The sequence below is a fragment of the Nocardia sp. KT25-26 genome, from assembly GCF_056627695.1.
Genome location: NZ_CM152813.1, coordinates 2,435,675 through 2,448,891 on the forward strand (window position 1 = coordinate 2,435,675; position 13,217 = coordinate 2,448,891).

10 protein-coding genes are annotated in these 13,217 nt (G+C 69.3%); 3 read left to right on the forward strand and 7 right to left on the reverse strand.

The genetic code is table 11. The annotated features are described in order from the left end of the window. Positions 1 to 10: 10 nt before the first annotated feature. On the forward strand, positions 11 to 1,006 hold the full coding sequence (locus AC1HFH_RS11035; RefSeq protein ID WP_480247335.1) for an alpha/beta fold hydrolase: 996 nt from the start codon (positions 11 to 13) through the stop codon (positions 1,004 to 1,006). A 47-nt stretch (positions 1,007 to 1,053) separates the two neighbouring features. Here AC1HFH_RS11035 and AC1HFH_RS11040 read toward each other — a convergent pair whose 3' ends face one another. After that, positions 1,054 to 3,228: a thiamine pyrophosphate-dependent enzyme gene (locus AC1HFH_RS11040; protein ID WP_480247336.1), complete on the reverse strand. Its 2,175-nt coding sequence runs from the start codon at positions 3,226 to 3,228 to the stop codon at positions 1,054 to 1,056. Between the two features lie 152 nt (positions 3,229 to 3,380). Between AC1HFH_RS11040 and AC1HFH_RS11045 the strand changes: the two genes are divergently transcribed. Further along, entirely contained in the window at positions 3,381 to 3,995 is a 615-nt protein-coding gene (locus tag AC1HFH_RS11045; protein ID WP_480247337.1) for a Uma2 family endonuclease, read from the forward strand. 39 nt (positions 3,996 to 4,034) lie between these two features. Here AC1HFH_RS11045 and pgl read toward each other — a convergent pair whose 3' ends face one another. The 5 genes from pgl to tkt are packed head-to-tail and all read right to left on the reverse strand — an operon-like array spanning position 4,035 to position 10,550. Further along, a complete protein-coding gene (pgl, locus tag AC1HFH_RS11050; protein ID WP_480247338.1) occupies positions 4,035 to 4,808 on the reverse strand; it encodes a 6-phosphogluconolactonase in 774 nt (257 codons plus the stop codon). Beyond that, complete coding sequence (opcA, locus tag AC1HFH_RS11055; protein WP_480247821.1) at positions 4,801 to 5,709, reverse strand: glucose-6-phosphate dehydrogenase assembly protein OpcA; 909 nt, start codon at positions 5,707 to 5,709, stop codon at positions 4,801 to 4,803. Before opcA ends, pgl begins: the two co-directional genes overlap by 8 nt. Further along, the gene (gene zwf / locus AC1HFH_RS11060; protein ID WP_480247339.1) at positions 5,706 to 7,274 is read right to left on the reverse strand and encodes a glucose-6-phosphate dehydrogenase; all 1,569 of its coding nucleotides are present in this window, start codon (positions 7,272 to 7,274) and stop codon (positions 5,706 to 5,708) included. The genes opcA and zwf overlap by 4 nt, the downstream gene beginning before the upstream one ends. Positions 7,275 to 7,277: 3 nt before the next feature. Next, the gene (gene tal / locus AC1HFH_RS11065; RefSeq protein WP_480247340.1) at positions 7,278 to 8,408 is read right to left on the reverse strand and encodes a transaldolase; all 1,131 of its coding nucleotides are present in this window, start codon (positions 8,406 to 8,408) and stop codon (positions 7,278 to 7,280) included. 3 nt (positions 8,409 to 8,411) lie between these two features. Next, the gene (gene tkt / locus AC1HFH_RS11070) at positions 8,412 to 10,550 is read right to left on the reverse strand and encodes a transketolase (protein WP_480247341.1); all 2,139 of its coding nucleotides are present in this window, start codon (positions 10,548 to 10,550) and stop codon (positions 8,412 to 8,414) included. A 394-nt stretch (positions 10,551 to 10,944) separates the two neighbouring features. On the opposite strand from tkt, the gene AC1HFH_RS11075 reads away from it, so the two are divergent. Beyond that, positions 10,945 to 11,973 (forward strand): heme o synthase, encoded by a 1,029-nt coding sequence (locus AC1HFH_RS11075; protein WP_480247342.1) that lies wholly within the window; start codon positions 10,945 to 10,947, stop codon positions 11,971 to 11,973. A gap of 221 nt (positions 11,974 to 12,194) precedes the next feature. Here AC1HFH_RS11075 and AC1HFH_RS11080 read toward each other — a convergent pair whose 3' ends face one another. Continuing rightward, positions 12,195 to 13,160: a quinone oxidoreductase family protein gene (locus tag AC1HFH_RS11080; protein WP_480247343.1), complete on the reverse strand. Its 966-nt coding sequence runs from the start codon at positions 13,158 to 13,160 to the stop codon at positions 12,195 to 12,197. Positions 13,161 to 13,217 lie beyond the last annotated feature (57 nt).

A 13,217-nucleotide genomic window follows, 5' to 3' on the forward strand; every position in this document is an offset into this window, starting at 1 on the left:
GGAGGTTGTCGTGGATGTAGTGCATCGGTTCGTCACGACCGACGGCGTGCGGATGCACGTCGCCGATCAGGGGCAGGGGGATCCGGTGGTGTTCTGCCACGGATTTCCGCACACCTGGTTCGTCTGGCATCGGCAGATGGCGGCGGTGGCCGGCGCCGGGTTCCGGGCCCTGGCACCGGATATGCGCGGGTACGGCCGCACCGATATCCCCGACGATGTGGACGCCTACACGAACCGAGCCGTGATCGGTGATCTGCTCACCCTGCTCGACGATATCGGCGCGGAGCAGGCCGTGTTCGTCGGACTCGATTTCGGTGCGGCCCTGCTGTGGGAGCTGGCGCTGCGGGCGCCGGAACGGGTTCGCGGCCTGGTCGTGCTGAACAACCCGTTCACCCCACGGCCGCCGCGCCCGCCGTCGCAGCTGTGGGCCCGGATGGCGGAGCAGCATTTCCTGCATCTGCAGTACTTCCAGGAACCCGGCGTCGCCGATGCCGCACTCGCCGCCCGGCCCCGCGAATTCCTGTCCCGCGTCTACTATGCCCTCAGCGGCGACTACCACTACCTGGATACCTGGCGGAATCCACCGGGTATCAGCTATCTGGACGCCCTGCCCGAGGCGCCACCGCTGCCCTGGACGTGGCTGTCCACCGAGGAATTCGACACCCTCGCCGGTGAGTTCGAACGCACCGGCTTCACCGGCGGCCTGAACTGGTATCGAGCCCTCGACCGCAACTGGGAGCTCACCGCCGAGTACGCCGGGGCCACCGTCCCGGTCCCGGTGTACTTCGGGTACGGCGAGAACGATCCGGATATGGAAGGGTTCAGCGGCCGGGATCCCCTGGCCGTGCTGCGGGCGCATGTGCCCGAGCTGCGGACGGTGACGCAGGTGGCCGGAGCCGGCCACCTGGTGCAGCTGGAACGCCCGGAGCAGGTGAACGATTTCCTGCTCGGCAGCCTGCGCGATCTCGGCGCGGACCGGCGGGAGGTCACGACACCGAACCCGTGATGATCGGTGTCCGAACGGCCGGGGCCACCCGGATGATCGGTACCGTCTCAGGTCAGCAGTGCTCGGGCGGCCGCTTCGATATCGGACTCGGCCAGCAGCACGGCAGCCGCGGACGGGCCGAGCGGAACGAAACTGTCCGCGCTCGTCACCCGGCCCGTCCGGCCCGAATATCCGGCATCGACGAGGGTGGCGATCACCGATTCGGCGACCCCGCCGGTGCGCCGGGATTCGTCGGCGACCAGGACCACGCCGGTCGCCTCGGCATTCCGCAGCAGATCCTCGACGGGCAGCGGCGCGAGCCAGCGCAGGTCCAGTACCCGAGCGTGAATACCCTCGCCCGCCAACCGGTCTGCGGCGCGCAGGCTCATCGGTACGCCGTTGCCGAAGGTGACGATGGTGAGATCGGTCCCGTCGCCGTACACCCGGGCGCTGCCGATCGGGATGTGCTCCGCGGTGGGCGAAGCGCGCCAGGCATCATCGCCCGGATGGAGATCCCTGGTGTGGTACAGGGCGATCGGTTCCAGGAACACGCACACCCGGCCGTCCACCCGGGCCGCCGCGACGCAGGTCCGCAACATCCCGGGTGCGTCGTCGGCGCGCGCCGGTACGGCCAGCACCAGCCCGGGGATATCGCGCAGGGCCGCAACGGAATTGTCGTTGTGGAAGTGCCCGCCGAAGCCCCGCTGATAGGCCAGCCCGGCAATCCGCACGACCACGGGGTTGCGGAACTGTCCGTTCGAGAAGAACGACAGGGTCGAGGCCTCGCCGCGCAGCTGATCGGCGGCATTGTGCACATACGCCAGATATTGGATCTCCGGTATCGGCAGGAACCCGGCAAGGCCCGCCCCCAGCGCGGTACCGAGAATGCTCTGTTCGTCGAGGAGCGTGTCGAACACCCGTCGCGCCCCGAATTGCGCCTGCAGCCCCTTGGTCACCCCATACACACCGCCCTTGCGTCCGACATCTTCACCGAAGACCAGGAGGTCAGGAGTGGCGGTGAGCAACTCGCCCAATGTATGGCCGATGGACTGGGCGAGTGTCAGCCGCAACGACGCCTCGGGGCGCACGCCCGCGGCCTGGCCACGGGCATCGTCGGCGATTCGCTGCGGGTGGTACGGGGCCAGCGGTGCGCACACCTCGGCGGCGGAACCGAGGGACGGTGCGCCTGCGACGTCGGCGGCGATATGGGCAACCCGGTCGGCGATGTCGTCGTAACGGGTGAGTAGTTCCCTCGGAGTGGCGAAGCCGGCGCCTACCAGATGGCGAGCGGTGTTCAGCAGCGGGTCGTGGGCCGAGTCGGCGGCGATGTCCGCCGGGCGGCGGTAGGCGGATTCGACATCGGAGCCGGCGTGGCCGAGTAGGCGCACGGTGCGCAGGTGCAGAAAGACCGGCGCACGGTCGGCGCGGCACCGGTCGGCGGCTTTCCGGGCGGCGTGAAAGGTTTCGGGGAGGTCGCAGCCGTCGGCGGCGAGGTAGTGCAGGCCGGTGCGGGTACCGTAGGCTGCGGCGATCCAGTCCGGGGGAGTGGGGACACTGATCCCGAGGCCGTTGTCCTCGCAGACGAACAGGATCGGCATCCCGATGCCCTGGTGCGCGGTATGCACCGCGGCATTGATCGCCCCCGCCGCGGTGGAATGGTTTGCCGAGGCATCACCGAAACTGCACACCACGATCGCGTCCGCGGGCCATTCGCGGGGTACACCGAGCCGCGTCCCCCGGTCCAACGCGAACGCCAGCCCCACCGCCCGGGGCAGATGTGAGGCGATGGTCGATGTCTGCGGAATGATCGCCGCCGCCTTGCTCCCGAACACCTTGTGCCGCCCACCGCACAGCGGATCCGCCGCCGCAGCCACCACGCCGAGCAGTACATCGCGTACCGGGTCGGCCCCCGGTACCCGCCGCATCCGTTGTACGAAGAACGCCCCGGATCGATAGTGCAGCAGCGCCGGATCATCCACCCGCAGTGCCGCCGCCACCGCCGCGTTTCCTTCGTGCCCGGCCGACCCGATGCTGTAGAACCCCCGTTGCGCCGCCCCGAGGCGCCGCGCCGCCGAATCCAGCTGCCGGCTGATCACCTGGGATTCGAACAGCTCGAGCGCGGTGGCCCGGTCCAGTCCTGTCGCCGTGTCGGCGTCCCCCGCCGACACCGGCAGCACGGCCACGCTGTGCCGGAATCGTTCGTCGAGATCCGTCCTGCGATCCCCTGTCGGTCCCGCCGCCATCGCGCCTCCTGTTCTCGATCGTAGGATGCCGCCTGGATCGTGGGGTCGTGCCACGCCAATGCTGCGGGGTGCATCCACGAAGTCGAGTGGAGCCTGTTTCGCGGCGGCCGATGGCCACCGCATCGGGAACGGACGGGCTTAGGGTGGTAGCCATGTCCGTACCGCACAACTCGCCCGTTCGTATCGTCACGGTCGAGGAGTTCCTGGCAGGGCCACCGGAAGACTTCGGCGAAATCCACGATGGCGTTCTGGTGGAGTGCATGGCACAGTCACCGGAACACGATCTCGTGGTTCGGCGACTTGCGGCAGCTCTCGAGTACGCAGTCGATCCGGACGGTCCGTGCCGTGAGGTGCACAGCGACACACCGATGCGCCTGGCCGATGCCGAAACAGAGGACCCGACGCGGCGTCTGCGCGCACGCTACCCGGACGTAGTGCTCCGGGACTGCAGCGACGGTGGTTACGACGTGCAGACCGTGGCCGGACAGACACTGCTGGTCGTCGAGGTGACATCGGAAGGCACCGTCGACGCCGATATCGGCATCAAACGTCAGTTGTACGCGCGGGCGGGGATCCCGGTGTACCTGATCGTGCATTTCGACAAGGATTGGCAGCAGATCACCGAGATCGAGGAGTGCCGCCTCGACTGGTCGGGTCGCAGGTATGTCACCCGGCACACCCACACCGATGCGCTCGTGCTGACGAACCCGGTGAGTCTCGCGGTGACCTTCGCCGAATTGCAGAGCAGGCTGCCGCGCCGCCGATAGTGCGTGTTGCCGGGGCCCGGAAACCGCGCCGCGGCTGTCTCAGCGCAGTTTCTCGGCCGCCGGTTCGGCGAGGACCCACGTGGTGGATTCGCTGCCGCGGGCGCCGGCGGCGGGGACCTCGTCGGGGCTCGCCCCGTTGACGGCGGCGGCGACGGCATCGGCCTTGTCGGCGCTGCTCACCACGAGAGCCACGTGCCGGGCGCGGTGGACCGCGGGGAGGGTGAGGGTCACCCGGACCGGCGGCGGCTTGGGGGAGTTGTGCACCGAGACGACCAGTTCGTGCGTTTCCCGGACGGCGGCCGAATGTGGGAACAGGGAGTTGATGTGGCCTTCGCCGCCCATACCGAGCAGGTGCAGGTCGAAGGCACCGTGCTCGGCGAGATACCGGTGCACGGTGGCCGAGTAGGCGGCGGCCGCTTCCTCGGGCGAACCGTATTCGTTGTCGGAGGGCGCCATCGGGAACACCCGGGCCGGGTCGAGCGGGACGTGGTCCAGCAGCGCTTCCCGGGCCTGGAGTTCGTTGCGGTCGGGATCGTTGACCGGCACATACCGTTCGTCACCCCAGAACACGTCCAGGGCGGACCAGTCGATCGAGCCGGGCGCGCGGCGGACCCGGTCGAGCAGGCGGATACCGTCGCTGCCGCCGGTCAACACCACCGCGGCGCTGCCGCGTTCGGCCTGCGCGGCGACCACGACACCGACGAACCGGGCCGCGGCGGCATCGGCGACCGCATCGGCATCGGCATGGACTTCGACGGTGTTGCCGGGAAACTCGGTGCCGAGGTGGTTGTGCACGTCGATTCGCTCACTCATAGGTCACCTTTTCTATTCCGGCGAGCGCCTCGGCGTAGATCTCGTCGGCGTCCAGGCGCCGCAGTTCCTCGGCGAGACAGTCGCGTGTTTCCCGGCGGGCCAGCGCGACACGCTGGTCGGGATCGCCGGTGCGGGTGAACGTCGCTGTCCTTCCTAGTTGCGGTCGGGAGATGGCGATGGAACCGGTGCCGCGATGCAGTTCGACGCGGAGTTCGCCGGTGCTGCGGGTCACCGGGCAGCCGAGCCGGGCCGCCAGCCAACCGGCCAGGATGTCCAGGGCCGGTTCGGTGGCGAGACCGGAAACGGTTGCGCCGGTCACCGCATCGTAGGGCGGCTCGTCCAGTGCCGCGGCGAGCAACGCGCGCCAGTAGGTGACCCGGCTCCAGGCCAGATCGGTATCGCCGGGGGAGTAGGACTGCCGACGGCGCCGGATGGTGGCCTGCGGGTCCGGTGCGAAGGTGGCATCGGTGATCCGGCGGCGGGCCAGCCGCCCCACCGAGTCCTGGGCCGGGTCCTCCGGTGCGCCGCGCGGCCACCAAGCCACCACGGGGGTGTCCGGCAGCAGGAAGGGGGTCACCACGCTGCTCTCGTGGCTGATCAACCGGCCCTGCAGCCGCAGCACGATCACCTCACCGGTACCGGCGTCGCCGCCGACCCGGATCTGCGCGTCGAGCCGGGTCGGGGCCTCCCGGTCACCCCGTGCCAGGACGATCACCCGGCACGGATGTTCGTGGCTGGCGTCGTTGGCAGCATCGATGGCGTCCTCGGCCTCGGAGCTGTCCAGGGTGCACACCACCAGGGTGAGCACTCGGCCCTGGGCGATGACCCCGTTGCGTTCGGCCAGCTGCACCATCCGCTTGCTGACCTCACCGGTGGTGGTGTCCGGGATGTCGACGATCACGGCCGCCGCCATTCCCGCCCGGTGCGGGCGAGCATCTCGTCGGCGCTGCCGGGGCCCCAGGTGCCCGCGGCATAGGGTTCCGGTTTGCCGTGCTCGGCCCAGTGCGCCAGCACCGGATCGAGGATCCGCCAGGACAATTCGACCTCCGCGTTCACCGGGAACAGGGACGGCACCCCGAGCAGTACGTCCAGGATCAGGCGTTCGTAGGCCTCCGGGGAGGACTCGGTGAACGCTTCGCCGTAGCTGAAATCCATGTTGACATCGCGCACTTCCATACCCGATCCCGGCACCTTCGAGCCGAACCGGATGGTGATGCCCTCATCGGGCTGCACCCGGATGACGAGGGCATTCTGGCCGAGCTCCTCGGTCATGGTGCGATCGAAGGGCAGGTGCGGTGCCCGCTTGAACACCACGGCGATCTCGGTGACCCGCCGGCCCAGCCGCTTTCCGGTGCGCAGATAGAACGGCACGCCCGCCCATCGGCGGGTGTCGACGTGCAGGCTGATGGCGGCGTAGGTCTCGGTCCGGGATTCCGGGTCGAAACCGTCTTCCTCCAGCAGCCCCGCCACGTGCTCGCTGCCCTGCCAGCCCTCGGTGTACTGCCCCCGGGCTGTGGTCTCGTCGAGCGGTTCGACGAGTTTGGTCGCCGAGAGCACCTTGATCTTCTCGGCCTGCAGCTGATCCGGTTCGAAAGAGATCGGCTCCTCCATGGCGGTCAGCGCGAGCAGTTGCAGCAGATGGTTCTGGATGACGTCGCGTGCCGCACCGATCCCGTCGTAATATCCGGCGCGGCCACCGAGCCCGATGTCCTCGGCCATGGTGATCTGGACGTGGTCGACGTAGTTGGCATTCCAGATCGGGTCGTACAGTTCGTTCGCGAACCGCAGGGCCAGGATGTTCTGCACCGTCTCCTTGCCCAGGTAGTGGTCGATGCGGAACACCGACTCTTCGGGAAAGACCCGGTTCACCAGCGCGTTGAGCTCGCGGGCGCTGTCCAGATCGTGGCCGAACGGCTTCTCCACCACCACGCGCCGCCACGGCCGTGGGCCGCTGCCGTCCGCGGCGGGGGGTTCGGCCAGCCCGTGCCGGGACAGCTGGTCCAGCACGGTGGGGAACATCTTCGGCGGAATCGACAGGTAGAAGGCGTGGTTTCCGCCGGTGCCCCGTTCGGCATCCAGGGTGGTGAGGGTGTCGACCAGGGTGTCGAACGCGGCGTCGTCGTCGAAACTGCCCGGGACGAAACGGAATCCCTCGGCGAGGTGATCCCAGACCTCCTGCCGGAACGGGGTCCGGGCGTGCTGCCGCACCGATTCCAAGGCGAGCTGCGCGAACTGCTCCGAGGCGTAGTCGCGCCGGGCGAACCCGACCAGGGCGAAACCAGGGGGCAGCAGCCCCTGGTTCGCCAGGTCGTAGATGGCCGGCAACAGCTTCTTCCGGGACAGGTCGCCGGTGACTCCGAAGATCACCATGCTGCACGGTCCGGCGATGAACGGGACGCGCTTGTCCCGTTCATCGCGCAGCGGGTTGCGCTGCAGTCCGTGAACCGCTGCTGCGGTGCCGGCCATCGATCAGCGTCCCGCCGCGTTGTCCAGGGCGGCCGTGGTGGCGGTGAGCAGTTCGTTCCAGGAGGTCTCGAACTTGTCCACCCCCTCCCGCTCCAGCTGGGCGAACACGTCGTCGAGATCGATCCCGACGGCGGCCAGGTCGCTGAACACCTGGGCGGCCGCCACAGCATCGCCGGAGACCGTGTCGCCGCGCAGTTCGCCGTGGTCGGCGAAGGCCTGCAGGGTCTTCTCCGGCAGGGTGTTCACCGTGTTCGGCCCGACCAGCTCGGTGACGTACAGGGTGTCCGGGTAGTCCGGATTCTTCACCCCGGTCGACGCCCACAGCGGCCGCTGCCGGTTCGCGCCGACGGCGGCGAGATGGTTGTACGTCGAGGTGTGGTTGCCACCGTCGAACACGTCCTGGTACTCGGCGTACGCCAAGCGCGCGTTGGCGACACCGGCCTTGCCGCGCAGCGCAAGCGCCTCGGGGGTGCCCACGGCTTCGAGCCGCTTGTCGATCTCGGTGTCGACCCGGGAGACGAAGAACGACGCGACCGAATGGATCCTCGCCGGATCGTGCCCGGCGACCTTGGCCTTGCGCAATCCGTCCAGGTAGGCGCCCATCACCGACCGGTACCGCTGCACCGAGAAGATCAGCGTCACGTTCACGCTGATCCCCTCCGCGATCACAGCGGTGATCGCGGGCAGGCCGGCCTCGGTGGCCGGGATCTTGATGAACAGATTGGGCCGGTCGACGATCTTCCACAGTTCGACCGCCTGCGCGACGGTGGCATCGGCGTCGAACGCCAGTCGCGGATCGACCTCGATCGATACCCGGCCGTCCACGCCGCCGGTCTCCTCGAACACCGGCGCCAGCACATCACAGGCCGCGCGGACGTCGTCGGTGGTGATGGTGCGGATCGCCGCATCCGCATCGGCACCGCGGGCGGCGAGCTCGGTCACCTGGGTGTCGTAGGAATGTCCCTTGCTGAGCGCACCCTGGAAGATCGTCGGGTTGGTGGTGACCCCGACGACGCTGCAGGTGGCGATCAGCTCGGCCAGGTTGCCCGACTCGATGCGCTCGCGCGACAGATCGTCGAGCCACACCGATACGCCCGCGGCGGAGAGCGCGGCGAGCTTCTCGTTCTGTGCCATGGGTTATCCCTTCACCTTGTCGAGCGAACGCCGCGCGGCGTCCGTCACTGCCTCGGCGGTGATGCCGAACTCACGGAACAGGGTCTTGTAGTCCGCGGAGGCGCCGAAGTGCTCGATGGACACGATCTCGCCGGCATCGCCGACGAACCGGTACCACGGCATCGCGATCCCGGCTTCCACCGCGACCCGGGCGCGGACCGCCGGCGGCAGCACCTCGTCCCGGTAGGCCTGGTCCTGAGCGTCGAACCACTCCACACAGGGCATCGACACCACGCGGGCTCCGATGCCCTGCTCCTCCAGCGTAGTGCGAGCGGCGACGGCGAGCTGCAGTTCCGAACCGGTCGCGATCAGGATGACGTCCGGGGTGCCGGTGGACGCCTCGGCCAGGATGTAGCCACCCTTGGCGACGCCCTCGTAGCTGGTGCCCGCCAGGACCGGCAGGTTCTGCCGGGTCAGTGCCAGTGCGGACGGGCCGTCCTGATGCGGGGGCTCGGACACCGAGAAGTGCGAGGTGTGTTCGCTGGAATCCCGCTCCAGGATGGTGCGCCAGGCATACATGGTCTCGTTGGCGTCGCCGGGACGGACGACGTTCAGGCCCGGGATGGCCCGCAGTGCGGCCAGGTGCTCGATCGGCTGATGGGTCGGGCCGTCCTCGCCGAGGCCGATCGAATCGTGCGTCCAGACGTACAGGACCGGCAGCCGCATCAATGCGGCCAGTCGGACCGCCGGGCGCATGTAGTCGCTGAACACCAGGAAGGTGCCACCGTACGGGCGGGTCGGGCCGTGCAGGGCGATACCGTTGAGCGCCGCGCCCATGGCGTGCTCGCGGACACCGAAGTGCAGGGTGCGGCCGTACGGCTGGGCCTTCCACATACCGGTCGAGATGGCTTCCGGCCCGAAGCTGGGCTGGCCGGGCATGGTGGTGTTGTTGGACTCGGCGAGGTCGGCGGAACCGCCCCACAGTTCCGGCAGCACATCGGCCAGCGCGGCCAGCACCTTGCCGGACGCCTTACGGGTGGCGACCTCGGCGCCCGCCTCGAAGGCCGGCAGGTCGGTGGTCCAGCCCTCGGGCAGGCGCCGCTGTTCGAGCCGGTCGAACAATTCCTTGTTGTCCGGGTGGGCGGTGGCCCATTCGTCGAACTGCTGCTGCCAGGCGGCGTGCGCGGCCGCGCCGCGCTCGACGGCCTTGCGGGCGTGCGCGAGTACCGCCGGGTCCACGTCGAAGCTCTTGTCCGGGTCGAAGCCCAGGGCCTTCTTCGCGCCCGCGACCTCGTCGGTGCCCAGGGCCGCGCCGTGCGAGGCGCCGGTGTTCATCTTGTTCGGCGCCGGGTAGCCGATGACGGTGCGCAGCACGATGATGGACGGCTTGCCGGTCTCGGCCTTGGCCGCCGCGAGCGCGGCCTCGATGGCCACGACGTCCTCGCCGCCCTGCACGGTCTGCACATGCCAGCCGTAGGACTCGTAGCGTGCGGCAACGTCCTCGGTGAACGCGATGGTGGTGTCGTCCTCGATGGAGATCTTGTTGTCGTCGTAGATCACCACCAGGTTGCCCAGCTGCTGGGTACCGGCCAGCGACGACGCCTCGGAGGTGACGCCCTCTTCCAGGTCACCGTCGGAGGCGACGACATAGATGAAGTGGTCGAACGGGCTCTCGCCGGGCGCTGCGTCCGGATCGAACAGGCCACGCTCCCGGCGGGCCGCCATCGCCATGCCCACCGCGGACGCCAGGCCCTGGCCGAGCGGTCCGGTGGTGATCTCGACGCCGTCGGTGTGCCGGAACTCCGGGTGCCCCGGGGTCAGCGAGCCCCATTTGCGCAGATGCTCGAGGTCGGTCAGCTCCAGGCCGAAACCGGCCAGGTAGAGCTGCACGTACAGGGTGAGGCTGGAATGGCCGCAGGACAGCACGAACCGGTCCCGGCCGACCCAGTGCGGATCGCTGGGGTCGTGCCGCATCGTGCGCTGGAACAGGGTGTAGGCCAGCGGGGCGAGGCTCATCGCGGTGCCGGGGTGGCCGTTGCCGGCGTTCTGCACCGCATCCGCGGCCAGGATCCGGGCGGTGTCGACGGCCTTGGTGTCCAGGTCCGTCCAGTCGCTGGGGTGGTTCGGCTGAGTGAGCGCGCGGATGTCGTCTGTGACTGACACGACCGTGGTTCTCCTGACATAGTTTCGTCGTCGACGGCGGGCCACTGGCGGCACACGGGAGGCACCGCAGTGCAGAGGGGGACGTACCGATGTACGTCTCCACCCTAGATGGGCCGATACGCGGGCAGGCGTGAACCCTGGCTGTGAGTCGAAATCGCGACCGATCCGGTGCCCGCCGGCGGTCCGGTCCGGACACCTTCCGGTCCGCCCCGGTTCACGGCCGCGACGGACCGGATTCACCCGGGGCGCCGGATGTGATGCCTCCCACCGCAGCCGAGGCCGGTTCGGGAGCGGGCGGGCATGGGTCTACCATCGTGTGTAGTAGTGGCCGCGCCGCAGCCGCGCGCTGCTCGTTCCAATGCCGGATGCGATGCACAGCGTGCGAGGAGAAACAGTGCCGATCGGTCATCAGCCGGGAAGTGGCAGCGCGCACGGTCTGTCCTCGGGATCTGCCGGGGTCGGCGCCGCGCCGGAGGAGGGCTCCCGGGCGGGTACGGAACCGGCCGGCCTGGTCCGCCGGTTGTCCCGGCGTCCGCTGGCCTACATTGCGCTGACCAAGCCGCGCGTGATCGAACTGCTGCTGGTTGCCACCATCCCCACGATGCTGCTGGCCGGCCGATCGCAGGACAGTATCGACATCTGGCTGATCCTGGCGACACTGTTCGGTGGCTGGATGGGTGCCGCCAGCGCCAACACCCTCAACTGCGTCGCGGACGCCGATATCGACAAGGTCATGAAGCGGACCGCCAAGCGGCCGCTGGCCCGGGACGCGGTGCCGACCTCGCATGCGTTCGTATTCGGTGTGCTGCTCGGGATGGCGTCGTTCGCCTGGCTGTGGTGGCAGGCCAACCTGCTCAGCGGCGTACTGGTGGTCGCGACCATCCTGTTCTACGTCTTCGTCTACACCAAAGGCCTCAAGCGCCGGACCGCGCAGAACGTGGTGTGGGGCGGCGCCGCAGGCTGCATGCCCGCGCTGGTCGGCTGGTCGGCGGTGACCGGGACGGTCGGCTGGCCCGCCGTGGTGCTGTTCCTGGTGATCTTCTTCTGGACGCCGCCGCACACCTGGGCGCTGGCCATGCGCTACAAGGAGGACTACCGCGCGGCCGGGGTGCCGATGCTGCCGGTGGTGGCCACCGAGGAGGCGGTCACCAAGCAGATCGTGATCTACACCTGGCTCACGGTGCTGGCCACCCTCGCCCTGGTACCGGCGGCCGGTGTCGTGTACGCCGCGGTCGCCGTGGTGGCCGGCGCCTGGTTCCTGCTCATGGCGCACCAGCTCTACAGCGGCGTGCGCCGCGGCGAGTCGGTGAAACCGCTGCGCTTGTTCCTGCAGTCGAACAACTACCTCGCCGTGGTGTTCTGCGGTCTCGCGGTGGACTCGGTGCTCGGCTGGGACACCGTCGGCAGCTTCTTCGGCCTGTAGATCCGGGGTCGCCCGGGTGGCGAGAACACCCGGTGACCGGTTACGTAGGTTCCCGCCTATGAGCGACAAATCGTGGACCGATCAGTCGGATCCACTGGTCGGCGCTCATCGGCGGGCGTTTCGATCAGGTACCTCTGTTTCTCTCCGGTCCGCGACCCGGTCTCCGGGGGCGATGGGCTGTGGCGGCATGACCGGCACCCCGAAGCAGGCGCCGGGACGGGTCAGGGGATCAATACGATCGAGCCGGTCGTGCGGCGGCCCTCCAGATCGCGATGTGCTTGGGCGGCGTCGGCCAGCGGGTAGGTGGCGCCGACCCGCAGGGTCAGCGTGCCGTCCGCGAGGCCGGCGAACACGTCCCCGGCTCGCCAGGTGAGTTCGGTCCGGTCCCGGGTGTAGTCGCCGAGCGTGGGGCGGGTCAGGAACACCGAACCGGCCCGGTTGAGTCGCTGCGGGTCGAACGGGGGTACCGGGCCGCTCGCCGCCCCGAACAGGGCCAGCATGCCCCGCACCCGCAGCGAGTCCAGGCTCGCGTCGAAGGTCGCGGCGCCGACGCCGTCGTACACGGCCGCTACGCCCGCGCCGTCGGTGAGGGCCCGGACGCGCCCGGCCAGGTCGTCGCCGTAGAACAGCACCTCGGCGGCGCCCGCATCGCGCGAGAGCGCCGCTTTGGCTTCCGTGGACACCGTGGTGATCACGCGGGCGCCGTGCCGTACCGCCATCTGCGTCAGGAGCAGTCCGACACCGCCGGCGCCCGCATGGACCAGCACGGTCTCGCCGGGCTGCGGCCGATGGATCGATTCGGTCAGATAGTGCGCCGTCATGCCCTGCAGCAGTGCGGCGGCAGCCACCGGCGCCTCGACACCGTCGGGCACCGCGACGGCGACGGCCGCGTCCACCGCAACCAGTTCGGCGTAGCTGCCGGGTGCGGCCGCCCAGGCCACCCGGTCGCCGACGGCGAACCCGGTGACCTCGGGTCCGGCGCCGACCACCACACCGGTGCCTTCCGAGCCGGGTACGTACGGCGTCGGCTGCGGGTAGGTGCCGGTGCGGAAGTACGTATCGATGAAGTTGACGCCGATCGCCTCCGTCCGGACCAGCAACTGTCCCGGTCCGGGGACCGGATCGGGGCGTTCGGTGTAGGTCAGGACATCGGGACCGCCGTGCTCGGAAACCTCGATCGCATGCATGACATCACTTTCTACACCCGGTCCTGGTCTTGGCCGGGAATCTACCCATCGGTAAAC